This window comes from Nocardioides sp. (assembly GCF_050246775.1).
GTDB lineage: Bacteria > Actinomycetota > Actinomycetes > Propionibacteriales > Nocardioidaceae > Nocardioides.
Map to the genome: position 1 here is coordinate 667,727 of NZ_JBFWVK010000002.1, position 23,407 is coordinate 691,133.

Consider the following 23,407-nt stretch of genomic DNA (forward strand, 5'->3'; position numbering starts at 1 on the left):
GGTGACCCCGTCGACCTCGGGGGGTGGCGGACTCCCCTCGGCTGGGCGCTCGTGCTGCTGTTCGCCGGATGGAACGGCTGGTCGCTGTGGCTGTTCCAGCATCACGAGACCGGGTTGCTGCCGGGGCAGGCGACCCACGCGATGATCCAGGACGGCCCCTACCGGCTCTCCCGCCACCCGTTGTACGTCGGCCTCCTTGCGCTCTACCTTGCTCTGGCCCTGCTGGCCCCTACGTTCTGGGGACTCGTGCTCCTCCCGGCAGCGGTGCTGCTCGTCCACTGGGGCGCGATCCGCCCCGAGGAACGGTTCCTGCACGAGCGGTTCGGGGCGTCGTACGACGACTACAGGCGGCGGGTGCGCCGCTGGCTCTGAGCGGGATGACTCCGCGAGCAGTGCGACACTCTCGCCATGACGGGGACACGATCGTGGCTGCTGCCGGGTGTTCAACTGGTGGCGGCCGTCCTCGGCTGCCTGGTGCTCGCGACCTCTCGCTGTGGTGCCCTCATGGCGCTCACGGTCGCCATCACGATCTGGTGGCACGTCTTCTTCTCGTGGCACGACTTCTGACGCACGTCGACCCGAGGGGGTAGCCGTGGAGGTCGGACTGGATGAGTATGGGGGTGCCTACGCGGGTGTGGGCGGGGGTTCATCCGTGATCGAACGCACGGCACAGCGCCGGGCGCGGCTGTCGGATTCCCACTCTCGGAGGTAACCGAATGAAGCTCGTTGCCAGCGCGGCAATCGCCGCAGTCACGGTCCTGGCCGCCACCTCGGTGGCCAGCAGCTCACCCAATCCACGACCATCGCGAGACGAAGCCGCCCTGGCGCCAACCCGGGCCGCGCCGAGTCGTGGTGTCGAGGCCAAGGTGAACGCCCTGCTCGCGAAGATGACCACGCAGGAGAAGCTGCAGCAGGTGCAACTGCTCTCCGACGGTCAGGTCACCGACGCCGACGCCCGGGTCGGCGTCGGCGGTGTCTTCAGCCTGGTGGACCCGGCCAAGATCGATCATCTGCAGCACCTGGCGGTCGAGGAGTCTCGCCTGGGCATCCCGATCCTGTTCGCCTACGACACCATCCACGGCTACCGGACCATCTTCCCGGTCCCGCTGGCTGCAGCCAGCTCGTTCGACCCCTCGGTCGCGCGGGCAGATGCCAGCATCGGCGCCCGTGAGTCCGCAGTCGTCGGCCTCAAGCAGATCTACAGCCCCATGGTCGACGTCTCGCACGAGCCGCGCTGGGGCCGGATCGTCGAGGGCAACGGTGAGGACCCGTACGTCGGCTCCGTGATGGCGGCAGCACGGGTCAAGGGAGCTCAGGGACTGGACTACTCGGCGAGGAACAAGGTCGTGACCAGCGTCAAGCACTTCGTCGGCTACGGCCAGCCGGAGGGCGGTCGCGACTACGACGCCACCGACATGTCGGAGCAGCGGCTGCGCAACCTCTACCTCCCGCCGTTCAAGGCCGCCATCGATGCGGGCTCGGACACGGTGATGTGCTCGTTCAACACGATCAACGGCGTGCCCGGCTGCGCGAATCCCTACACGGAGACCGACATCCTGAAGGACGAATGGGGTTTCGACGGCTTCATCGAGAGCGACTACACCGCAGTCGCCGAGACCCGTGCCTGCCCGCCCGTGACCCCGAACGAGGGTTCGTGTGGCCACGGAACGGCAGCCGACGGCCCCGAGGCAGCGGCCAACGCACTCATGGCCGGGACCGACTCGGAGATGGTCAGCACCTACATCCGTGACTACGGCGCCCAACTGCTGTCGCAGCGACGGATCACCAAGAGCCGTCTCGACGACGCCGTACGTCGGATCCTGCGGGTCAAGTTCCGCGCCGGCCTGTTCGAGCACCCCTACGTCAACCAGGCGAAGGCCACCGACCCGGCCAGCTTCCTCACCCCCGCGGACCGCACGGCCGCCCGCACCGCGGCCGGCAAGTCGATGGTGCTGCTGCAGAACAACGACGCAACCCTGCCCTTCGATTCCACCAAGAAGACCGCGGTCATCGGCCCGCTCGGCGACAACCAGCACGACATGCTCGGCCCGTGGTGGGGTCGCGGCGAGGACGCAGACGCCGTGAGTGTGCTCGACGGCATCGCGGCCCAGTCGCCCGGCGCGACGTTCGCCCAGGGATGTACCCTGAGCAACGACGAGCCACCGGCCTACGACCCGGCGAACGACTGTGCCTCCGACGACGGGTTCGCCGAAGCCGTCGCGGCCGCCGAGGCGGCCGACCAGGTCGTGCTCGCCCTCGGGGAGACCCGGGAGATGAGCGGCGAGGCCACCACCCGGTCGACGCTCGACCTGCCTGGTCGGCAGCAGGAGCTGATCGATGCGATCAAGGCGACCGGGAAGCCTTTCGTGGTCGTCCTGTTCAACGGCCGCCCGCTCACGCTCGGCGCCGTGGCCGAGAGCTCGCCTGCGATCCTCGAGGCCTGGTTCCCGGGCGTCGAGGCCGGCAACGCGGTCGCCGACGTCGTCTTCGGGAAGGTCAACCCCGGTGGCAAGTTGCCGGTCTCGTTCCCGCAGCGGCTCGGCCAGGTGCCGATCTACTACAACCACGAACCGACCGGACGGCCCTGCGACGTGACCCAGAAGTACGTCTCGCGCTACCGCGACCTGCGCTCGTGCGACCCGCTGTACTCGTTCGGTTTCGGGCTCAGCTACACGACGTTCTCGGTCTCGGGTCTCAGCCTCGACCGGGCGAGCGTCTCGCCCTCAGGAAAGGTGCGGGCCACCGTCACGGTCACCAACACCGGTGACGTCGCCGGCGACGAGGTGGTGCAGCTCTACCTGCACGACCCGGTGTCGAGCATCTCGCAACCGGTGCGCCGCTTGCGGGGCTTCGAGCGGGTCACGCTGAAGCCCGGCGAGTCGCGACGGGTGACGTTCACGCTCGACCGCAGCGACTTCGGGTTCTACGACAACCGCGGTGACTTCGTGGTCGAGCCCGGACAGATCGAGGTGTACGCCGGTGACTCCTCCCAGGCCACGATGAAGCAGACCTTCACCGTGACCGGTCGCTGACCGGCGACACATCACATCCGGCTCCGGGCCGGCGGAAGCACTCCGCCGGCCCGGGAGTCAGGTCAGCCGGCCTTCATCACCCCGAGTCATGACTCGGGGTGATGAAGCTTCGGACCGTAGTGCGTGTCTGCGGAGTAGCCGGTCTGCAGGGCGTCGTCCTCCCACACGGCATCCGCGTAACGGTCCTCGCCGCGCGCCTCGTAGTCCATGGTGGCTGCCCTGACGCTGACCTGGACCCAGGCCGGATCGTCGAGGCAGCTGCGCGGCACGGTCATCGTGACCGTGTCGGTGGCGTCGTCGAAGTCCGCGCCCAGGCCCGGGCAGTCCGACTCCCCGGGGCCGTAGAGGTCGATCGAGGAATCCCGTCGGTAGGTCAGGGCGCTGAGCTGCCAGGGGGAGGAACCGCTGCGGTCGGTGCGCACGTAGGCCGAGACGTCCAGGTACTGCATGGCACGGAGCTCCCGGAGGACGACTCGCAGGGTCACCGTGTCGTCGCCGTGCTCGACCGTGGTGCGCAGGATGTCGGTTCGGGCATTGCCCGGGGCAGCGACGGCCTCGCGCCCTCCGAGGTTGGGACCCCCCACGAAGACGTCGCCCTGGGGATCGGCGACCGACATCCGAGTCTCAGGGTCGGCAGCCGTGCAGCCGGCCGCCACCAGGGACGAGCCCAGGAGCAGGACCACGGCGCCACGTAGAGCCGCCATTCAGCTCTCGTCCCGGAGACCGGTGATGGATCGATCGAGCCACTGCGCCAGCAAGGTGCGTTCGGCCTCGGTGAGCGCCGGGAGGTCGGGCACGACCGTGGCGAACGCGACCGCGGCAGCGATCGGACCGGGAGCCGTCGAAGCCGGTGTATCGGTGAGGATCACCCGCGCGACTGCCTCGAACATCGCCTCCGCGAGACCCGGGTCCCGCTCCTCGACCGGCGTGGCCAGCAGGGCCACCACCGCCCCGGTGCCGGTCGCATGGATCATCTCGACGGCACGACGCTCGTCCACCTGGAGCATCCCCGCCTGTGCGAGTCGGCGTACCCGCTGGTGCAGCACCTCGATGCCGGCGGCGGCCGCGGCCGATCGTTCATGGCGCACCGGCGCGTTCAGCAGCCCGACGAGGTCCGGGTTGGCCAGGCCGAACTCGAGGTGCTGCTGCCATCCCGCCCGCAGGTCCTCGAGGAGGTCGCCTGCCCCTTCGTGTGCGGCATCCGCGGACTTGGCGGTCACGTAGGTCGCCATCACATGCTCGGCGACCGCCTCGAGCAGTCCGTCCTTGTCGCCGAACAGCCGATAGATGGTGGGCGCCTGGACGCCTGCTGCCTGGGCGACGGCCCGTGTCGTGACGGCTCGTCGACCTTCCTCGCGGAGCAGCCGTACCGCCGCCTCGACGATCCTGGCGCGCGCTGCGTCGCGGCTCGGCACTACACCCTGCGCCTCCGACATGGATCGATGATATCGGAGGTTTGATATCAATGTTATTCCCATGCTAACGGCATGTTGCCATCACTGCTAATACTCAGCGGCACACATGATCGTCGTCACCGGATCGAACTCGTTCAAGCAGCCGGCGGGGCGTGTGTTCTAGAAGTCGAAGCCGGTCGTGTTGACCGGACTGGAGAAGCTCCTCGGTAGAGCTGCCAGCCCCGCGCGCACCGTCGTGCGGGCCATCGTCGCCGAGGCATGACGAAGGCGAGGGGAATGCCCTCGCCACAACCAAGATATAGCGCACCCGGGGCCTTGCGGCAAGCCCCCGACAGTGCCGCAGAATGGCCGGCCCTGGCCACCCGCTGCGGACTGGAGAAGATCTCGTGGATCCCCTGACGAGCAGTGCGTTCGACCTGCCCGACCATCTCACCGCGAAGGCCGATCCGGCCCTGATCGCTGCCGACGAACGACACTTCGCCGCCATCGCAGAGAGCCTCGAGCACACCATCGCCGACCTCAGCGACCGCCTCGACGCCACCCGCAAGGTGCCGGGCGGAACAGGGCAGGTCGCCATGGACCGAGACTTCGAGGTGCACCGCCTGACCGCCCGGCTGCGTGCGCTACGCCGCTTCAGTCTCGACCTCTGCCTCGGACGCATCGTCACCACGGACGACGACGGCCAGTGCGAGACCGTGTACGTCGGCCGGCTGGGCCTGACCGACCGCGAGGGTCGGCGGTTGCTCGTGGACTGGCGGTCCCCTGCGGCCGAACCGTTCTTCGGCGCCACCCACGCCGACCCGATGGGCCTGGCGAGCCGGCGCCGCTACCGCTGGGCTCGCGGCCGCATCAACGACTACTGGGACGAGGTGTTCTCCCCCGACGCCCTCGAAGGACATGCGGCACTCGACGACCAGTCCGCGTTCATCGCCAGCCTGGGCACGAGCCGGTCCCCGCGGATGCGCGACGTGCTCAGCACGATCCAGGCCGACCAGGACGCCGTCATCCGCGCCGGTTCACGCGGCGCCCTGGTGGTGGACGGCGGGCCGGGGACCGGCAAGACCGTCGTGGCCCTGCACCGCTCGGCGTACCTCCTCTACTCCGACCCACGGCTCGGTCACCGGCGCGGCGGCGTACTCTTCGTCGGCCCGCACCAGCCCTACCTGGCCTACGTCGCCGACGTACTCCCGAGCCTCGGCGAGGAGGGGGTGCAGACCTGCACCCTGCGTGACCTGCTGCCCGAAGGGGCGGCGGCCCTCGCCGAGGCCGACCCGGAGGTCGCCCGGCTCAAGTCCTCGGCCGACATGGTGCGGGCCATCGAGCCTGCGGTCCAGCTCTACGAGGAGCCACCCACCGAGGGCATGGAGGTCGAGACACCCTGGGGCGACCTGTGGCTCAGCGCCGCCGACTGGGCTGAGGCGTTCGAGGCCCCCGACCCGGGCACGCCGCACAACGAGGCGCGCGACGAGATCTGGGAGGCGTTGCTCGCCATCCTCGTCGAGAAGTACGACGACGACGACGTCTCGCGCGAGCTCCTGCACCGGTCGCTGGCCCAGAACTCCGCACTGCGCAGCACCTTCAGCAGGGCCTGGCCGCTGATCGAGGCGTCCGACCTGGTGGGAGACCTGTGGGAGGTGCCGGCCTACCTGCGCAGGTGTGCTCCCTGGCTCCTGGCGGAGGAGGTGCGGTTGTTGCGACGCCGGCCGCCGCACGTCTGGACGGTCTCCGACCTGCCGCTCCTGGACGCGGCCCGACAGCGTCTCGGCGACCCCGAGACGTCGCGACGCCGGCGGCGACGGGCAGCACGGCTTGCGGCCGAGCGGGAGGAGATGGCCGAGGTCGTGGACCACCTGGTCGCCAACGACGACTCCGAGATGAAGGTGATGTCCATGCTGCGGGTCGAGGACGCCCAGAGCATCATCATCGACGAGCACGCCCTGCCAGCAGCCGATCCGGACCAGCTGGCCGGCCCCTTCGCGCACATCGTGGTCGACGAGGCACAGGAGCTGACCGACGCGGAGTGGCAGATGCTGCTGCTGCGCTGCCCCTCGCGGAGCTTCACCATTGTCGGGGACCGCGCCCAGGCCAGGCACGGCTTCACGGAGTCCTGGCAGGACCGACTGGAGCGGGCCGGACTCGATCGGATCGCTCATGCGTCACTGAGCATCAACTACCGGACACCGCAGGAGGTCATGGCGGAGGCCGAGCCGGTCATCCGGGCCGTGATCCCGGACGCGAACGTCCCGACGTCGGTCCGCGCGAGCGGCGTACCCGTCGTGCACGCCAGCGCCGCCGACCTGGACTCCCTCCTCGACACCTGGCTGGCTGACTCCCCCGACGGCGTCGCCTGCGTGATCGGGTCAGCCGGCACTCGGCCAGCGAGCCCGCGCGTCCGGTCACTGACCCCTGCGCTGGCGAAGGGCCTCGAGTTCGACCTGGTGGTGCTCCTCGAACCGGAGTCCTTCGGCGGCGGCATCGTGGGCGCGGTGGACCGCTACGTCGCGATGACGCGCACCACCCAGCAGCTCGTGATCCTGAGCGACTGACCGCTCACCGCGCCAGCAGTGCCTGCGCCGCACGCAGCAGGGCGAGGTTGTCGGGGGCCTTCGACCCGTCGGGCAGCCACAGCACGTCCTCGAGTCCGACCCGGGTGGACAGCCCCCAACCACCGGCGAGCACCAGCGCCGGCCAGGCACTGGAGTCCTCCCCGTGCAACAGCACCGGGAGCCGGCCGTCCACCACCTCCAGCAGACGCCGGGCCTCGTCCTCCACCGATTCCGCAGGCAGGTCACCCGGCAGCTCGAGCAGCACCCGCAGGCAGCGATCGCGACGCGGGGAGACCGCCCACGCCTCAGCCGCGGCGACATGCCACAGACCCGCCTCCACCCCGACGCCCAGGTCGAGAAGCGCCCCCGCCACCTCGTCCGCGCCGTCCTCGTGCCAGTTGACCGACGCGAAGTCCGGCAGCTCGGGCAGAGTCGCCCACGACTGGATCGCAGCCACCCGCGCTCCGGCATCGCGCACCGCCCATGCCCCGGTCGTGACCCCGACGGGCAGGCCCGGGGCCGCTGCTCGCACCGCACGCAGCACCGCACCCAGCGCAGTCGCCGCCAAGGTGTCGGCCCCGTGCGCGTCCTTGACGTGGACGTGCACCGCGTCGGCCCCCGCTGCGAAGACAGCCGCAGCGTCCCGCGTGATCTCGCTCACCGTCACTGGCAGGGCGGGATGCTCTGTCCGGGTCCGGTTGCCGTTGAGACACGCCTTCAACATGTGGTCCTCCTCCTCGACTACCGCGGCAGCCGGTCACCACGCAGATCGAGCAACGTTGCGGCGGCCGTCAGCCGCCACGCCTCGAACGTGAGCTCCGCCAACTCGTCGCGCTCCACCCCGGCAAGCCGCACGACCACCCACCCGTGGGCCCCCGAGGTGAACTGGACCTCGAAGGTCTCGGGTCGCTCGGCGACCAGGGCGAGCTGCTCGGCGATGGTCTGCTTGAGTCCCACCGTGACAGTCGGCTCCCACACGTAGCCGAAGGTCTGTCTGCTGACCTCGAGCTTCCAGTAGCGCCCGTTGTCGACCCGCGTGACCTCCGGAAGCTGGTCGACCAGCTCGAAGACGTCCGCGATGCTGCATCCGATCACCCCGACATCCTGACACCACGTTCGGACAGGCCCGCTCCGCCTTCGGTGGGATGACCCGAACGGGCGATTGACGTGAGGTGTCACGGGCGAGGACGATGGGGAGGAGTCAGTTGACCCAGCCCCCGTCATCCGCAACCTTCAGCCGAGGTGCCAGCCATGTCCGGGGAAGAGTGGGCTACGAACGCACGCGCAGGCGTCCACGTCCCGTTCCCGAGAGCCTCAGACCTCACGGTCCGCCACTACGGGTCCGGCCAGTGGTGCGTCATCGAGGCCGTCGGTGAGATCGACATCCAGGGTGTGCCGCTGCTGCAGCACCACCTCAGCGACGTACCCTCGCACCTGGTGTTCGACCTCAGCCGCGTCACCTTCATGGACGCCAGCGGCCTCGGGGTGATGAGTGCCAGCCTGCGGGTCGCGATCCGCTCGGGAGGCAGCGTGCGGATCGTCGGCGCCTCGTCACAGATCGGTTCCATGCTCGCGCAGACGGGGCTCGACCGGGCGATGGCGACGTTCCCGACACTCGAGGAGGCCGTCGCCTAGTTCCCGTTCAACTCCTCGACCGAGATGGCATCGTCGATCACCCGCGAGGCCGTCTCCTTCAGCCTGATGCTGTTGCGCCGGCTGTAGTCGCGCATGAGGCGGAACGCCTCATCGACGTCGACCCCCGCGCGCGCCAACAGCACACCCTTGGCCTGTTCGATGAGCACCCGGGTGTTCAGGGCGGTCTGCAGCTGTTCGGCCACGAGCTCGGACTGCCGTACGGCGCGCTCCTGCAGGAGGCCGATGGTGGCAACGTCGGCGAGTGCCTGCCCCAGCATGAGGTCGTCGTCACTGAGCGACGTGCGGTCGACACAGAACAGGTTCATCGCGCCGATCACCTGGTCACGCAGCCGCAGCGGGAGAGCGTGGGTCGAGCTGTAGCCCGCCTCCACAGCCGCCGCACTGAATCGCGGCCACCTCGTCCGGGCGGCCTCGGGTGCGACGTTGGCCACCTTGGTGCCCGTGGTGAAGCAGTCCAGGCACGGCCCCTCGGCACTCTGCAGCTCGAAGAGCTCCAGGAGTTGGGCGCGGTTGCTGGTCGAGGCGACCACCTGGAGGTGGCCGTGCTGGTCGGTGAGGATCACCCCCGCAGCATCAGCCGGGAGCAGCTCCACCGTTCGCTCAGTGAGCGTGTGGAGGAAGTCCAGGGCGTCGAACTCGTCGACCAGGGTGTCGGCCAGCTCGACGAAGACCCGGGTGAGTCGCTGTTCAGTGTTCATGGTGCGGGTTCCTTCTCTGTTCGGTCCGGTCGAGGACCGATCGTTCTCGCTCTTCATTGATCATCGCGCCCATCGAGATGGAATCGAAGGGCCCCGGACAGCACTTCCTTGGCCACCGCGAGGATCGGTCGGTTCGCGGCGTACGCGTGGCTGCGCAGCAGCAGCAGCGCTTCGGTGAGGCCGACCGCAGCCTGGACTGCGATCACACCAGTGGCCTGATGAACCTCGGCGTGATGCTGCACGGGATCGCCCAGCTGTGGATGCAGCCCCCGCCCCGGCTCCATCTGGTCCTGCAGGTTCAGCAACACGACCACCGCCGCGTCGGCGTAGGCGAGGGCCTCGGCCAGCTCGGCGGCCGTCAGGATCCCGGGAGTCTCCCGGTAGAGGTCGAGGATGCCGAGCCTGATCGCCCCGACCTGCAGCGGGAAGGAGAAGATCGCCGAGATGCCGGCGGCGAGCACCGCGGGCCCGAACCGCGGCCAGGTGCGGCACGCGGTCGACGACAGGTCCGGCTGCAGCACGGGACGACGCTGACGGGAGGCGTCCACGCAGGGCCCCTCGCCGAGGGTGAACTGCAGATCCTCCATCACCCGGGCGACCCCGTCCGTGGTGGCGATGACGCCCTGGTGGCCGGCATCGTTCATCAGAGCCAGCCCGACCCCCGTGATCGGTAGGGCGGAGGCGCAGCTGTGGCACAGCCGTTCGGCGATGCTTCGCCCGCTCGCGTCCTCGGCGATCACCGCCGTCAGGATCTCGGTGGTCGTCGTCATAGGCACCACAGCGAGTCGAGGTCAGACATAGAGGCTCCGGAATCGATCAGAGCCGCCGATGTCTGGGGCAGCACGTGTCTCGCAGCATACTGACATTCAGCAGGCACGGTGCTCGAGACCGCCGGCGCTCTCGCGCCTCCTCCTGCGTCAACCGATCCCGGCCACGCGGTCGAGTTCCTGCAGCAGGTCGTGGGCCGCCAGCTCGACCGACTTGTGTCGCCACTCCGAGGCCCGATACACGCAGGCGATCAGCGCCGTGCGATGCACGCGCCGGAAGTCGCCGTACCCGAAGGCGTAGCGCGCCTTCGTCTCGTCGTTGGCCCCTACGGTCAGGCCGAGATGCCAGGCGGCGTAGTCCGCCCACGAGTGCCGTTCGAGGAAGGCGTTCTGCGCCTCAGCGTTCGGTTGTACCTCGCCCCAGTCGCTGTCGAGGGTGTACTGCCGCCCGGCGATCAGCGCTCGCGCATGTTCCACCGCAGCATCGTTGACGTCGTACTTCGCCACCCGATCACCGTACCTCTGCGACAGGTCGGCGCGATTCCGATGGACATCTGCGACAGGTCAGCGCGATTGGACGAGGACGCCGATCTTGTCGATGCGGTGCTCGGGATTCTTGAACTCGTCCGACCAGAAGTTGCCCTCGGCGTGGTCCTCGCGGGTGGCGCAGGTGGACAGCGTGATGAACGCCCGCGTGGGTGCCAACCCCGGCCTGCCGGGGACAGCGGCTCGCTGCTCGGCGAGCGAGCGAGCGGATCGGAAGGACGTCTCCCTCGTGCGGCGGATCTCGTAGACGTAGCGGACCCCACCGGCTGTCACGGTCACCCGCTGGCCGATCCGTAGCGAGGGCAGCATCTCGAAGGCCCTCGTCGACGACGTCCGGTGCGCGGTCACCTGGTAGTTGCCGAGCCCACCCGGCCCAACGCCCCCCTGCGGACCGTGGGGGCTCGCCGCGACCCCACCGTCCTGGATGACGGTGCCGCGCGCGTCGTCGGTCCTGCCCCGATAGGGCACAACCGCCAGGTCAGTGAGCCCCAGCGCCGGGATGGACAGGCTCGCCCGGCGCGGCCGACCGTCGCTCACGCTGAACGGGGGCTTCGCAGCCGCCGGGGCCGTGCGGTCCGGTGGGGCTGTCACGGACGCGGAGGGCGACGGCGTGCGGGACGCGGGCGGCTCGGAGCGGGCGGTCGGGGTCGTCGACTCGCTGCAGGCCGCAAAGGTCCCCGCCGCCACCAGAAGGGCGGCGGCCATCGCGAGCGTGCTGCCTGCCATCCTCCGAGAGTACGACGGGTCCCCAGCCACTCAATCCGGTTCCGTCCTGAGCCGCGTGGTCCTACGATCGACGAATGGCGTTGCTGGAGCGCGACGAGCAGCTGCGGGCTGCGCACGGCTACCTCGCCGAGGCGGCCGAGGGACATGGTCGACTCGTGTACGTCGCCGGCGAAGCCGGCATCGGCAAGACGCGGTTCCTCGAACACCTCATCACCGACGCTCCCGCGAGTACGGCGGTGGGCTGGTGCGACGGGTCTGCCACCCCTCCTCCGCTGGGCCCCCTGGTGGACATGCTGCCGAGCCTGCCCCCCGGGGTGTGGCCGTCCGACGCCTCCCGCCAGGACGTGTTCGCCCGCCTGCTCGCCGCGCTGCGCGACGGCGCCGGCGGCAAGCCGTATCTTCTCGTCGTCGAGGACGCCCACTGGGCGGACGAGGCCACCCTCGACCTGGTGCGACACCTGGCCCGCCGCATCCACCACTGCCGAGCGCTGGTGCTGGTGAGCTATCGACCCGAGGACACAGCCAGCGGCGACGGCCTGCGGATGCTGCTCGGTGACACAGCCTCGGCGATGGGCACCCGCCGCATCGACCTCGCTTCCTTGACTCCGGACGCAGTGGCCGCGCTCGCGGCACAGGCCGGCACCGGGCAGGACGTGGACGTAGCACAGCTGCACCGAGTGACCGGTGGCAACGCGTTCTTCGTCACCGAGGCGCTCTCGGCCGGCACCGCACAACTGCCCCCGACCGTGCGCGATGCCGTCCTGTCTCGGGTGGCCCGCCTGGACGAGCCGGGCCAGCGCGCGCTCGAGGTCGTCGCCCTCGCAGGGTCCCGGGCCGAGGTCGGCCTGGTGGCGGCATTGCTGAGCAACGGGCTGACGGCTCTCGACGAGCCGCTGTCTCGCGGACTGCTGCGTCAGGTCGGCGACGACGTGGTGTTCCGGCACGAGCTCGCCCGGCTGGCGGTCGCCTCCGAGATCCCCGCAGGGCGCAGCGTCCACCTGCATCGCCGGCTGCTCGCGGCCCTGCAGGGGCGCGAGGCCGACCCGGCCCGCCTGGCCCACCACGCCGAGGAGGCGGGCGACCGCGACGCCGTACTCGTCCACGCTCCGCTGGCCGCCGCACGAGCAGCTGAGCTCGGGGCCCACCAGGAGGCCGTGCGGCAGTACCGGCGCGCGCTCGCCTTCGCCGACCAGCTGCCTTCCACGGAGCGTGCGCAGCTGCTCTGGGACCTCGGCTACGAGTGCTACCTCACGAATCGGATCGATGCCGCCATCGACGCCATCTCCCAGGCCCGCGGGATCTGGGAGGAGACCGGCGACACGGTGGGGGTCGGCAACGCCTGGCGGTGCCAGTCTCGGCTCAACTGGTTCACCGGGCGCAACGGCGCCGCGGAGGAGGAGGCCGCGCGGGCGGTGGAGCTGCTCGACGGGTCCGGGACGGTGGAGCAGGCCATGGCCTACAGCCACCTGACCGGACTGCGCATGCTCTCCAGCGACCTGGACGGGACGCGCACCTGGGGCCAGCGCACCCTCGACCTGATCCAGCGACTGCCGCAGGGCACCGGACGTGACGAGGTGCAGGTCCATGCCCTGAACAACCTGGGCACCATGGAGATCGTCGCGGGCGACCTGCACGACGGGGAGCAGCTCCTGCTGCAGTCCCTGCAGGGCGCCAGGTCCGCGAACTTCCAGGAACACGCGGCGCGGGCCTACTGCAACCTCGGGTCGTCCGCCGTGGCGCAGCGGCGCTACGACGCAGCGGAGCGCTACCTCGACGAAGGGGTGGACTACTGCGTCGACCGCGACCTGGACTCCTGGACCTACTACCTCATGGGCTGGCGCTCACGCATGCACCTCGACCGCGGCGACCACGTCCGTGCCCGTCGCGACGCCGAGGCGGTGCTGGCCCGCGGGCAGGTCGACGCGGTCGGCACCGTCGAGCCGCTGCTCGTGATGGCGCAGCTCGCAGTGCGGACCGGAGACGCCCCCGCGGATGAGCTCTTCGCCCAGGTGCTGCCCATGGTCGAGGGCATGCAGGAGCCCCAGCGGGTCGGACCGACCGCCGCTGCGCGCTGCGAAGCGGCCTGGGTGGCCGGCGATCCCGGTGCGGCGGCCGCCATCGCTGCCGAGGCCTGGCCGGTGGTCGCCGCGGGTGACTGCCCGTGGAACCGGGGCACCGTGGCGACCTGGCTCAGCCCCGGCACGCCGGTGGCGCCCGGCCTCCCGCCGCCGTACGTCGCGGAGCTGGCCGGCGACTGGAGGGCGGCGGCGGAGTTCTGGGCGAACGCAGGGTGCCCGTTCGACCAGGCGCTCGCCCTGGCCAGGAGCGGGGAGCCCGAGCTGGTGACCGAGGCCGTGCCGATCTTCGACCGTCTCGGGGCCGACGCGGCCGCCGCCCGGGCTCGAGCTGTGCTGCGAGCCGCCGGCGCGACGGTTCCGCGAGCGCGGCGCTCGAGCAGCCACCCGGCCGGACTGACCGCGCGCGAGGAGGAGGTGCTGGCCCTGGTCACCCGAGGCCTCTCCGACGCAGCCATCGCCGAGCACCTGGTCATCTCCCGACGGACCGCCGAACACCACGTGGCCTCGATCAGGGCCAAGCTCGGGGTCCGCGGCCGAGGCGAGCTCGCTGATCTGGGTAGTCCCGGCGGCGCATCTGGGTAGTGGTTACCGATGAAGGCGGCACTCTGCGCGCCGTAGACAGGAGGGGAAGGAAAACACATCACGAAAGGAACCCCTTCATGCCTCTCTTCATGGACGTACATTCCCTCGGTGACGGCGTCACCATGGACGACGTCGCCAAGGCCCACCAGGCCGACCTCGCCACCCAGGAACCGCACGGAGTGAACTACCTGCGCTACTGGGTCGACGAGAGCAAGGGCCAGATCTTCTGCCTCGTCGAGGCACCTGATGCGGAGGCCGCCAACACCGTGCACCGCGATGCCCACGGCCTGGTCGCCGATGCGCTCTTCCAGGTGCAGGAAGGCGTCTGAGCCCTCCTGGGACAAGAAGCGACGCCTGCCCTGTTGTGCAGGGCAGGCGTTGCTGCGCATGATCGAGTCATGTCAGGACGATTCAGTGGCTCCGCAGTGGTCGACCGTCCCATCCAGGAGGTCTTCGACTATCTCGCGGAGGGGACCAACGATCCCGAGTTCAGCCCGCGGGTGCAGTCGATCCGCAAGGAGCCGGAGGGCCCGTCCGGACTCGGCACCGTGTTCGTCAGCACCGTCAAGGACGCGGGGATGAAGACGGCGCGCCGCTTCGAGCTGACGACGTTCGTGGCGCCCACGACGATCCGGTGGCAGGAGCGGTCGAAGAACGCCGTGATGGTCACCGAGGGTGGCTATGACCTCGAGCGGGTCAGCGACTCGCAGACCAGGGTCACGATCTTCAACAACCTGGAGGGGCACGGCTTCGGCAAGCTCGTCGTCGGGTTCGCGCTGAAGGCGGCCAGGAAGGATGCGGACGCCTTCGCGCAGCGCATCAAGGCCGCGGTCGAGGCCCGTTAGGCCGGTGGCACACACGGACCCTATGAGGCTCGGCCCTGCGCCGCTGACCGTCTCCCGGCGCTCGCTGATCCTCGGAGCGGGTGCTGCCGCGGCCCTGGAGGCAGGTCGGCAGCCGGCTCATGCCGGTGGTCGCGAACGCCCCACGGTCGTGGTGATCGGCGCGGGGATCGCCGGGATCGTGGCCGCCGACCGGCTTCGTCGCGCCGGCTACGCCGTACGCATCCTCGAGGCGCGCCAGCGCCTGGGCGGCCGGATCCACACGTGGCGCGGTTGGGCCGACGCGCCGGTGGACCTGGGCGCGTCGTGGATCCATGGGTACGCCGCCGGCAACCCGATCACGGCGATCGCGCACCGGGCGGGAGCTCGGCTGGTGCCGTCGTCGTACGACTCCGGGCGCGTCCACATCGACAGCCGCCTGCGCCGCGCAGGGGTACGCCCCCACAGCGGTCGCTGGGAGCGCATCGTCGAGGAGGCGCAGGCGCGCGCAGTTCTGAGGCCGCACGACCAGTCGCTGGCCGTGGCGGTCCGCCAACGGGTCGCGGGCCTCCACCTGGACGCCTTCGAGCGCGACGAGCTCGACTTCTACCTGAACGCCAACTACACCACCGAGTGGGGCGCCGATCCGGACTCCCTGTCGGCCCGGACGGTGGACCAGGGCAAGGAGTACGGGCGCACCGGCGAGGACGCGTTCTTCCCGCACGGCTACGACCGGATCCCTGCCTACCTCGCGCGCCGACTGGACGTCGACCTCGGAGTCGTCGTACGACGCGTGGTGCTGCGCGGTCGCGGCGTACGGGTCGAGACGGATGCGGGGACGATCAACGCGCGGGCGGTGGTGGTGACGGTCCCTCTCGGTGTGCTCAAGCACGGCGGCATCGCCTTCGCCCCACACCTGCCGCAGCGTCATGACGAGGCGATCCACCGGCTCGGCATGGGCGTCCTGAGCAAGACCTTCCTGCGTTTCGAGAGGCCGTTCTGGCCGGTCCGAGAGGACTGGCAGGAGTTCCTCGGGCCGCGGCACGGCGCGTGGGCGGAGTGGTTCAGCCTGGCGAAGGCAGGTCCGCCGGTCCTGGTGGCGTTCCACGGCGGCGACCGGGCTCGGCGCATCGAACGCGCCGAGGACCGCGAGGTCCGCGGCGAGGCAGTGCGAGCGCTCCGGTCCATGTTCGGCCACGACACCCCGGCACCCGTGGCCATCACCACGACCCGCTGGTCGCGGGACCGGTTCGCGCACGGCTCCTATTCCACGAATGCCGTCGGCTCGACCCGCGCCGATCGCGTCGCGCTCGGTGTGCCGGTGGCCGGACGGATCTTCTTCGCCGGTGAGGCGACCGAACCCGACTACAGCTCCACCGTGCACGGTGCCTTTCGGACCGGGCGCCGGGTGGCGCGACAGGTGGCGGCTGCGCTCGGCTGACCCGGAGCCATCATTCGTCGGTGATCCCGGACAGCCGCGTCCGCAGGCGCCTGCCACCGAACCCCTGGTCGTCGAAGCGCGTGAAGAGCAGGAACGCGATGACGAGCACCGCCAGCGCGGTCCACAGCACGACCCAGGCATGGTCTGCTCGTGAGGGCGCGTTCACGTCGAGCGGGATCAGCCCGGGCGTTGAACAGGCGAGCGCCACGCCGACTGGGACAGTCCAGGCCAGCTGGGCCCCGAACAGCACCGCGGCCAGGCAGCCCAGGCCGAGCAGGAGCGCGAAATCGCTCACGACCAGGAGGCGGGACTGTTGACCGGGCGTGGCCCAAGCCAGAGCGACGCCCAACGTGAGACTGGCGAGGTAGACCCCGGCGAGGTACGCCGCGCGCACGCGCCACCGTCGGCGAGCTCCCGTCGCCAGGAGCCACGCACAGCGGTCCTCGAGGGATCGCACGATCACTGCGACCGGCATCGCGAGGCCGACCAGGATCATCTTGTCCAGCACCGGACCGGCCGTGAGCAGGTCGGCAGGGCTCCGAAGTCGGATGCCCACGTGGGCCACGACCCAGTAGGCCGCGGCAGCGGCCACCAGGCTGGCGACGGTGCGGGTGTTCCAGCCTCGCGCCGTCACCACCTGCCGGACGATGCTCACGGGGTCATCACCTCGACGTTGCTCAGCTGGCATTGGACGACATCCTGCGCGTGGGCTCGGAACCACGCCCGGCGCTGGGTGGCCGTCCGCGAGTCCCAGTGCGCGCGGAAGCGCTCCATGGCGGTGTAGTCCAACCACTTCGAACTGAGATGGGGGTCCTCGGGTCCATGGCCGTCGAGCGGGATGTCCAGCTCCGAGAGGAGCCAGGACTCGATCACATCCTCCGGTGTCGCTACGGGGCGACGACCCGTGTAGTCACCGCCTGACCCACACAGACCCTGGAGCAGGGTGGCGCTGAACTGCACCTGCAGGGCCTCACGATCCGCGACGTGGGCGCTCGAGTCGGTGCCGTTGACGATCTCGAAGGGGACGGTGATCGTCCCGTCTCGGTAGGACGCATTGAGCTGATCGGCCACCGCACTCTCGGCGAGGTGCCACTGTCCCGCAAGCCCGGATAGCAGGTCGAGCTCCGGCTCCAGCGCCGACCACACCGATGGGTAGGTGTGATCCAGCGCCGCCGACAGGCACACGGTGACGCTCGGGCGCGGGTGGTGACACACCGGCCGGGCGGCTGCTTCATCGACAGTCATGCCGGCGTCTCCCACCAGGAGCAGCGGCACCGCGGTGAGGCAGGCCGCAGCGAGGGGAAGCCACGCCTTCGACGACGCTCGCGCCGCGAGAGCCACGAGAAGGAACGCGACGGCGAGGAGCCACATCCCACGCAGCCCCAGCATCCACGTGGCGGCACTGAGGTAGGTGCGGTCGCGTCCGTCGGCCACGATCAAGCCGGCGAGCGGGCGCAGGGAGGGCCTGCTCGTGTCGGCGAAGGCCCCGACGGCATAGACGGTGGCGACCGCGCAGACAGGAGCCAGCGCCGGGGGCACCAGGGTGGCGAGCAGGACTCCGAGTCCGGATGCTGCGAAGAACCCGGCAACGATGGTGAACAGGTCGATGATGGGGAAGGTCCCGAAGGTCGCCTGCGTCGCCGTCGCGATCCCCGCCATGAGCGCCACCACGAGGAATCCCACGGAGGCCGAGGCGGCCTGGGTGGCGACGACCCGGAGGTGCACCGAGTGGCGTTGACGAGCGGCGGAGTCGAGCATCCACTGGTAGCGGTTGCGCCGCGAGCCTGACGTGGTCCAGGCCGCGATCGCCGCCACGGCTGGATAGGTCAGGAGGGTCGAGGTCTCGAGGGTCGCGCTCGTCTCACCCCATGATCCCCACCAGCTGGCGTAGTCCCCGGCGACCGTCATGAGCGTGACCAGGAAGAGCAGCACCGAGCCGAGCACCACCTGTCGCCGGGTGATGGGAACACCCGTCACGACAGCTCCCGGCCGATCAACTCGATGAGACCGCTGCGCAGCGAGTCGACACTCACGGTGTCGTTGCCCCCGAGTGCGGAGAGAGCCGCCGTGTCGCCGTGCCACACCGCCGAGCCACCATCGAGGACGGAAACGCGCGACGCCACAGCGTGGACGTCCTCCAGGAGATGGGTGGCCAACAGGACGGTGGTGGACTCACCCAGGACCCGGATCCGTTCGTGGAAGTCAGCCCGCTGCACGGGGTCGAGCCCGGCTGTCGGCTCATCGAGGATCAGGCCCGCTGGTCGGTGGACGATCGCGGCAGCGAGACCGGCGCGTCGCAGCATGCCACCGGACAGGTCTCCCAGCCGCTTGTCCGACGCCCCGGCCAGGCCGACCTGTGCGACGACCTCTGCCACACGCTCCCCCGTCTGCTCACGGGGGAACTCCTTCAGCCACGCGGCGTACGCCACGAACTCCCGCACACTGAGGCCGGGCGGAAACCCGAACGCCTGGGGCAGCCAACCGATGACTGCGAACCCCGCCCGCCCCGACACCAGGGTGTCGTCGAGCTCCCAACGAACACTGCCGGAGGTGGGCTGCTCGATGCCCACGAGCTGGCGCACGAGCGTCGACTTGCCGGCACCGTTCCTACCGAGCAGGCAGGTGATGCCGGGCCCGAACTCGAGCGAGACCCCATTCAGCGCGATGAATCTCCGATAGGCCTTGTGGACGTTGTCTGCGCGGATGATCAGCAAAGGAGCTCGCTTTGTGGGTGTCAGGGTCAACGAGGTGGACGGGGGCTGCTACTTCCGGATCGCAACCCAGCTCCCACAGCTGTCGGGCATCAGCGGCCGATCGCGACAGATGCGAACCTTCACGCCGGTGAACGAGTTGTGGGAGGCGCAGGATCGATCCGACCCGATCAGGCCACGCCTGGTCACGTAGTCGGCGGAGGTGGTGGACCTCGTGTAGCGGCCGACGTTCTCGTCCGGGATCAGGTTCTTCCACGTCGTCATCCCCGCGAAGTAGACGGGGTGGCCGTCCGTGGACTTCAGCCACCCTCCGGTGTCCAGCCCACACGGATGCCAGTCGTGGACGGTCTGTGCCCCCTGGCCGTCCCCCGACGAGACGCCCACGGCGTAGGCCGCCGTCGGCGCTGCGAGGAGGAAGATGCTGGCCGCTGCCCCTGCGAGGAGTGTCTTCATTGGATCGTGCCCCCGATTCTGTGCCGTCGCCCGATGCGATCTGGCAAGTGCAGATATCTAAACAGATCTACAAACACCTGTCGACAGGGTTGTACACAGGCAGGGATTCACGCCGTCGACCCGAAGACCCGCGACCGCAGCACGGGCGCACTACCCTCGACCGCATGGCTTCGATACCGGACTCCACCCGGCTCGCCGTCCTCATCGACGGTGACAACACCACCTCCACCATCGTCGAGGCGCTCCTCGCGGAGATCGCGAAGTACGGCAGCGCCACCGTCAAGCGGGTGTACGGCGACTGGACCACCCCGAGCCTGCGCGGCTGGAAGGAGGTCATCAACGCCCACGCCATCCAACCCATCCAGCAGTTCGCCTACACCACGGGGAAGAACGCCACCGACAGCGCGCTGATCATCGACGCCATGGACCTGCTGTACACCGGCAACCTCGATGGCTTCTGCCTGGTCACGTCCGACAGCGACTTCACCAGGCTCGCCTCGCGCCTGCGTGAGTCTGGCAAGACCGTCTACGGATTCGGCGAGCCACGCACACCGCGCTCCCTGGTCGCCGCCTGCAACCGGTTCGTCTTCCTGGACGTCCTGCGCCCGCCCGAGGAGATGCCCGCACCGAGCGAGAAGCTCCCCGTCGCCTCGGCGCCCGTGCGCAAGAGCGAGACTGAGCTGCGCAGTGACACGAAACTGGTCAAGCTGTTGCGCGACGGCATCAACGCCGGTTCCGACGACGACGGCTGGGCGAACCTGAGCGGTGTCGGCAACTACGTCGCCAAGCAGCAGCCAGCCTTCGACTCCCGCAACTGGGGCTACGCGAAGTTGGTCGACCTCGTCACCACCATCGGCCTCTTCGAGGTCAAGCGCACCTCGGGCCAGGGCGTCCGGTTGCGTGAGAATCCGAAGCGAAAGCCGGCCAAGAAGTCGCCACCGAAGGCCCCCGTGAGCAACAGCCGCGACCGCGCCTCCCCAACCTTGGACAACGCGAACTGAGTCGGAGCAGACTGCTGTCCATGCGGAGGGTGACTCCCCTGGCCTGCGCCCTGGCGCTCGCTGCCACGGTCCCGGGCTGCACAGGCTCGGACGACTCCTCGACTCCTGCCCCCTCCCCCACGACCGGTGCGCCGGCTCAGGCGGCAGCGACCCTCCCGGTCGCCCCCGGATCGGTCGTGGCACCGGCCAGTTGGAAGCTCGCCTCGATCGAGATCGAGAACCCGGACGGCCTGGCCGGGCTCGACGGTGCGGTGTTCGTCAAGACTGACGACGGCCGGGTGGTCAGGCTAGACGCCAGCACCGGCAAGGTGACGGCCCAGAGGAAGATCGACACGGCGACCGACATCGCCCACTACTGCCAGGGCATCGGCAGTGACGGCGAGACCTTGTGGGCCTGCTCGGCGAGCGACACCACCACTGACATCGTGAGACTCGACCCGGCCACCCTGAAGGAGACGGGGCGGGCGAAGGTGGACAAGGTGTTCGACCAGCTTTCTCTGGGCGTGGGCGGTGGCCGGGTCTGGGTGCTGACCGGGGACGGCAGCCAACTCACCAGCGTCGACACCAGGAACCTTGAGCAGACGACGGTGCCCCTGGCGCGTCGTTGCTTCCAGACGGCGGTCACCAGCGCAGTGGTGTATGCCACCTGCCTCCTCGACGACGAGGTGATCGCAGTCGACACCGCGAGCGGCGAGGTCACCGACAGCGTGAGCGTCACGCAACCCACCAACATCTCGGTCACCGACGACGAGGTCTGGGTCAGTGGGTCCGCCGGCCTCCTGCGGCTCGACACGGAGCTCGAGCCGCAGGCGGCGTACCCCGGGCTGAGCACCGGCAGCGAGGGCGATGTCGTGGCAACCCCCTCCGGGGTGTGGGTGCGACATCCCGACGAGTTCCTGCTCCGCATCGACCCGATCAGCGGCGAGGTCGCGGCCCGCTATGCGATCGCCCCCGTGCCCAGCGGCGGGAGTCTGCTGGTCACTGACGACGCCGTGTGGACCTCGGCAGCCAACGACGCCACCGTCTTCAAGGTCGACCGGGACGCCTCCTGAGCAGCGGTGGGCGACAGGTGCCGACGCTCATCGGCGCCGGACCCGGTGCCGTGACCCCGAGACCTGCCCCTGGCGAGACAAGGGGTCAGTCAGGGGAGCACCCGATGTGGTGAGGGACGGCTTCGAGGGAGAGTGGAGATGTCAGGGAGATGCCCTGGCCCCATCACCACGAAGGACGTGCTCCACCATGAACAGCATCCACGAGAAGTTCGCCCAGCTCGGCCTGGTCCGGTCCAGTGACCAGCGGGTCCTGGGCGGCGTGTGCGCCGGTCTCGGACGCCGGTTCGGGCTGACCCCGTGGACCGCACGGCTCCTGTTCGTGCTGCTGCTCCTGGTCGTCCCCGGCAGCCAGATCCTGGTCTACCCGATCCTCTGGATCCTGATGCCGTCCGAGGAGACTGTCGCCGCCCGGACCCAGGTCGGTGTGCCGACGCCGGCCGCCTGACCCTGTTCCCGGGGGGCCGAGTGCAGGTGTGAGTACGGTGGACGTAGTTGTGCGGCGTCCACCGCCCGGTCCGATCGAGGCCGGCGGGGCCGTGCTGAGAGGTCCTCGTGTGCTTCTCCGTCCAGGCAGATGTCATCGCTGGCGCCGTGCTTCTGCCGATGGCTGTCGTCTCGCTGCGCGAGGTGCGCCAGGTCCGTGAGCTGCCGTTCGCCTCGCTTCCGTTGCTGTTCGCGCTGCACCAGCTGACCGAGGCACTGGTCTGGGCGCATTTCGAGGACCAGTCGGTCTCGTCGGCGCTGGGCCAGGCCGCCGCGTGGCTCTACGTCGGCTTCGCGATGGTGGTGCTGCCCACCCTGTTCCCACTGTCGGTGCTGCTGCTCGAACCTCAGGGCGCTCGGCGCAGGGTGGCCCCGTTCGTCATCCTCGGGGCTGCCCTGTCGGTGGTCTTCGCCGTGGAGATCTTCACCTCGCCGCTGAGTGTGGTGGTGCACCCGCATGCCCTGGAGTACGACACCGGACTCACCCACGGCACCCTGCTGTCCATCGGCTACGTCGTGGCGGTCATCGGTCCGGCCCTGTTGTCGGGCTACCGCTCGATCGTCGCCTTCGGACTGGTGAACCTGGTCGGGCTGCTGGTGGTCGCGTTCATCTACCTGGACGCCTTCGCCTCGCTCTGGTGCGTGTACGCCGCGCTCACCTCGGCCCTGGTGGTCGTGCACATGGTCCGGCGGCGCCGGCTCCCCGACTCCGACCGTCTGCACGGCCAACCGCGGCTGCTTGCCGGCCACTGACCCGCCCGGCGAGGCTGGGCTACGGTGACTGGATGGACCGCGAGACCGCCCAGCTCTGGCTGGATCGCTATGTGAGCGCCTGGCTGTCGTACGACCCGGACGACGTGGCTGCCCTGTTCGCCGAGGACGTCGAGTACCGCTACCACCCCTACGACGAGCCGATCGTCGGTCGGGCCGAGGTCGTCGCCTCCTGGTTGGGTGAGGGCTCCGCAGAGGACGCCTCCACCCGGGACGCGCCCGGGACGTACGGCGCCACCTACTCCCCTGTCGCCGTCGACGGGGACGTCGTGGTGGCCACCGGGACCTCGCACTACCGCGACGTCCCCGACGGACCGGTCGTGCAGCAGTTCGAGAACTGCTTCGTCATGCGCTTCGACGCCACGGGACGGTGCCGCGAGTTCACCGAGTACTACCTGCGCCGCCCCTGAGTCACTCGGAGGGCTGGGGCACCTTGCACTTCACCTTCGGGTTGACGCCCACGTAGTTCAACGGACCCGCGACCACGGTCAGGGCTGTGTCGCTCGCGGTCTTGCAGCTCACGTCGCGATTGTCGGAGAAGTAGTCACGCTGAAATGCTGCCAGCACACCGATCAGCAGCCAGACCACCACGATGATCCCGATCAGTCGTCCCATGTCGTTCTCCTCG

Annotated in this window: 26 protein-coding genes and 1 pseudogene; 14 read left to right on the top strand and 13 right to left on the bottom strand. The window is 69.7% G+C overall.

The features are described from left to right. Window positions 1–39: 39 nt before the first annotated feature. The 3 genes and pseudogenes from AB7I40_RS13135 to bglX all read left to right on the top strand — a co-directional run. Window positions 40–372, top strand: a pseudogene (locus AB7I40_RS13135) (methyltransferase family protein); the annotation flags it as partial. A 36-nt stretch (window positions 373–408) separates the two neighbouring features. Beyond that, entirely contained in the window at window positions 409–567 is a 159-nt protein-coding gene (locus tag AB7I40_RS13140; RefSeq protein WP_428344854.1) for a hypothetical protein, read from the top strand. A 149-nt stretch (window positions 568–716) separates the two neighbouring features. Then, the gene (gene bglX, locus AB7I40_RS13145) at window positions 717–3,032 is read left to right on the top strand and encodes a beta-glucosidase BglX (protein WP_428344855.1); all 2,316 of its coding nucleotides are present in this window, start codon (window positions 717–719) and stop codon (window positions 3,030–3,032) included. A gap of 86 nt (window positions 3,033–3,118) precedes the next feature. On the opposite strand, the gene AB7I40_RS13150 is transcribed toward bglX, so the two are convergent. Together AB7I40_RS13150 and AB7I40_RS13155 are read right to left on the bottom strand one after the other, a co-directional pair. Then, window positions 3,119–3,736, bottom strand: coding sequence for a hypothetical protein (locus AB7I40_RS13150; protein ID WP_428344856.1), 618 nt, complete (start codon window positions 3,734–3,736; stop codon window positions 3,119–3,121). Continuing rightward, entirely contained in the window at window positions 3,737–4,468 is a 732-nt protein-coding gene (locus AB7I40_RS13155; RefSeq protein WP_428344857.1) for a TetR/AcrR family transcriptional regulator, read from the bottom strand. Between the two features lie 365 nt (window positions 4,469–4,833). Here AB7I40_RS13155 and helR point away from each other — a divergent pair, with 365 nt between their 5' ends. After that, on the top strand, window positions 4,834–6,993 hold the full coding sequence (gene helR / locus AB7I40_RS13160; protein WP_428344858.1) for an RNA polymerase recycling motor ATPase HelR: 2,160 nt from the start codon (window positions 4,834–4,836) through the stop codon (window positions 6,991–6,993). Window positions 6,994–6,997: 4 nt separating this feature from the next. On the opposite strand, the gene AB7I40_RS13165 is transcribed toward helR, so the two are convergent. Both AB7I40_RS13165 and AB7I40_RS13170 read right to left on the bottom strand, forming a co-directional pair. After that, a complete protein-coding gene (locus tag AB7I40_RS13165; protein WP_428344859.1) occupies window positions 6,998–7,717 on the bottom strand; it encodes a 3-keto-5-aminohexanoate cleavage protein in 720 nt (239 codons plus the stop codon). Window positions 7,718–7,734: 17 nt separating this feature from the next. Beyond that, on the bottom strand, window positions 7,735–8,088 hold the full coding sequence (locus tag AB7I40_RS13170; RefSeq protein WP_428344860.1) for an MmcQ/YjbR family DNA-binding protein: 354 nt from the start codon (window positions 8,086–8,088) through the stop codon (window positions 7,735–7,737). A 156-nt stretch (window positions 8,089–8,244) separates the two neighbouring features. On the opposite strand from AB7I40_RS13170, the gene AB7I40_RS13175 reads away from it, so the two are divergent. Beyond that, window positions 8,245–8,628 (top strand): STAS domain-containing protein, encoded by a 384-nt coding sequence (locus AB7I40_RS13175; protein ID WP_428344861.1) that lies wholly within the window; start codon window positions 8,245–8,247, stop codon window positions 8,626–8,628. On the opposite strand, the gene AB7I40_RS13180 is transcribed toward AB7I40_RS13175, so the two are convergent. The 4 genes from AB7I40_RS13180 to AB7I40_RS13195 form a co-directional block, all read right to left on the bottom strand. Next, window positions 8,625–9,347 carry an ANTAR domain-containing protein gene (locus AB7I40_RS13180; RefSeq protein ID WP_428344862.1) on the bottom strand — a complete coding sequence of 241 codons (723 nt, stop codon included), beginning with the start codon at window positions 9,345–9,347 and terminating at the stop codon, window positions 8,625–8,627. The genes AB7I40_RS13175 and AB7I40_RS13180 overlap by 4 nt on opposite strands. Window positions 9,348–9,400: 53 nt before the next feature. Continuing rightward, window positions 9,401–10,117 carry a GAF and ANTAR domain-containing protein gene (locus AB7I40_RS13185; RefSeq protein ID WP_428344966.1) on the bottom strand — a complete coding sequence of 239 codons (717 nt, stop codon included), beginning with the start codon at window positions 10,115–10,117 and terminating at the stop codon, window positions 9,401–9,403. Window positions 10,118–10,264: 147 nt separating this feature from the next. Continuing rightward, complete coding sequence (locus AB7I40_RS13190) at window positions 10,265–10,621, bottom strand: hypothetical protein (protein ID WP_428344863.1); 357 nt, start codon at window positions 10,619–10,621, stop codon at window positions 10,265–10,267. Between the two features lie 57 nt (window positions 10,622–10,678). Further along, on the bottom strand, window positions 10,679–11,386 hold the full coding sequence (locus tag AB7I40_RS13195) for a sortase domain-containing protein (RefSeq protein ID WP_428344864.1): 708 nt from the start codon (window positions 11,384–11,386) through the stop codon (window positions 10,679–10,681). A gap of 74 nt (window positions 11,387–11,460) precedes the next feature. Here AB7I40_RS13195 and AB7I40_RS13200 point away from each other — a divergent pair, with 74 nt between their 5' ends. The 4 genes from AB7I40_RS13200 to AB7I40_RS13215 all read left to right on the top strand — a co-directional run bounded on the left by AB7I40_RS13200 (window position 11,461) and on the right by AB7I40_RS13215 (window position 16,308). Continuing rightward, window positions 11,461–14,046, top strand: a complete 2,586-nt coding sequence (locus AB7I40_RS13200) for an ATP-binding protein (protein ID WP_428344865.1) — start codon at window positions 11,461–11,463, stop codon at window positions 14,044–14,046. A gap of 77 nt (window positions 14,047–14,123) precedes the next feature. Next, window positions 14,124–14,375, top strand: coding sequence for a DUF4242 domain-containing protein (locus AB7I40_RS13205; RefSeq protein WP_428344866.1), 252 nt, complete (start codon window positions 14,124–14,126; stop codon window positions 14,373–14,375). Window positions 14,376–14,444: 69 nt separating this feature from the next. Next, on the top strand, window positions 14,445–14,891 hold the full coding sequence (locus AB7I40_RS13210; protein WP_428344867.1) for an SRPBCC family protein: 447 nt from the start codon (window positions 14,445–14,447) through the stop codon (window positions 14,889–14,891). A gap of 22 nt (window positions 14,892–14,913) precedes the next feature. Further along, window positions 14,914–16,308 (top strand): flavin monoamine oxidase family protein, encoded by a 1,395-nt coding sequence (locus AB7I40_RS13215; RefSeq protein ID WP_428344868.1) that lies wholly within the window; start codon window positions 14,914–14,916, stop codon window positions 16,306–16,308. A 10-nt stretch (window positions 16,309–16,318) separates the two neighbouring features. Here the strand turns inward: AB7I40_RS13215 and AB7I40_RS13220 are convergent, their stop codons facing one another. Genes AB7I40_RS13220 through AB7I40_RS13235 form a run of 4 tightly spaced genes read right to left on the bottom strand, consistent with a single transcriptional unit; the run spans window position 16,319 to window position 19,472 of the window. After that, the gene (locus AB7I40_RS13220; protein WP_428344869.1) at window positions 16,319–16,963 is read right to left on the bottom strand and encodes a hypothetical protein; all 645 of its coding nucleotides are present in this window, start codon (window positions 16,961–16,963) and stop codon (window positions 16,319–16,321) included. Next, window positions 16,960–18,285: a hypothetical protein gene (locus AB7I40_RS13225; protein WP_428344870.1), complete on the bottom strand. Its 1,326-nt coding sequence runs from the start codon at window positions 18,283–18,285 to the stop codon at window positions 16,960–16,962. Before AB7I40_RS13225 ends, AB7I40_RS13220 begins: the two co-directional genes overlap by 4 nt. After that, window positions 18,282–19,022, bottom strand: a complete 741-nt coding sequence (locus AB7I40_RS13230) for an ATP-binding cassette domain-containing protein (RefSeq protein ID WP_428344871.1) — start codon at window positions 19,020–19,022, stop codon at window positions 18,282–18,284. The genes AB7I40_RS13225 and AB7I40_RS13230 overlap by 4 nt, the downstream gene beginning before the upstream one ends. Before the next feature lie 48 nt (window positions 19,023–19,070). Further along, complete coding sequence (locus AB7I40_RS13235) at window positions 19,071–19,472, bottom strand: hypothetical protein (RefSeq protein ID WP_428344872.1); 402 nt, start codon at window positions 19,470–19,472, stop codon at window positions 19,071–19,073. 164 nt (window positions 19,473–19,636) lie between these two features. Here AB7I40_RS13235 and AB7I40_RS13240 point away from each other — a divergent pair, with 164 nt between their 5' ends. From AB7I40_RS13240 to AB7I40_RS13260, 5 genes are all read left to right on the top strand, one after another. Further along, the gene (locus tag AB7I40_RS13240) at window positions 19,637–20,473 is read left to right on the top strand and encodes an NYN domain-containing protein (protein WP_428344873.1); all 837 of its coding nucleotides are present in this window, start codon (window positions 19,637–19,639) and stop codon (window positions 20,471–20,473) included. Between the two features lie 20 nt (window positions 20,474–20,493). Beyond that, window positions 20,494–21,525 (top strand): YncE family protein, encoded by a 1,032-nt coding sequence (locus tag AB7I40_RS13245; RefSeq protein ID WP_428344874.1) that lies wholly within the window; start codon window positions 20,494–20,496, stop codon window positions 21,523–21,525. 187 nt (window positions 21,526–21,712) lie between these two features. Continuing rightward, on the top strand, window positions 21,713–21,970 hold the full coding sequence (locus AB7I40_RS13250) for a PspC domain-containing protein (RefSeq protein ID WP_428344875.1): 258 nt from the start codon (window positions 21,713–21,715) through the stop codon (window positions 21,968–21,970). A gap of 107 nt (window positions 21,971–22,077) precedes the next feature. Then, window positions 22,078–22,761 (top strand): DUF6629 family protein, encoded by a 684-nt coding sequence (locus AB7I40_RS13255; protein ID WP_428344876.1) that lies wholly within the window; start codon window positions 22,078–22,080, stop codon window positions 22,759–22,761. A 32-nt stretch (window positions 22,762–22,793) separates the two neighbouring features. Next, entirely contained in the window at window positions 22,794–23,189 is a 396-nt protein-coding gene (locus tag AB7I40_RS13260) for a nuclear transport factor 2 family protein (RefSeq protein ID WP_428344877.1), read from the top strand. A gap of 1 nt (window position 23,190) precedes the next feature. On the opposite strand, the gene AB7I40_RS13265 is transcribed toward AB7I40_RS13260, so the two are convergent. Beyond that, window positions 23,191–23,394, bottom strand: a complete 204-nt coding sequence (locus AB7I40_RS13265) for a hypothetical protein (RefSeq protein WP_428344878.1) — start codon at window positions 23,392–23,394, stop codon at window positions 23,191–23,193. Between the last annotated feature and the right edge of the window lie 13 nt (window positions 23,395–23,407).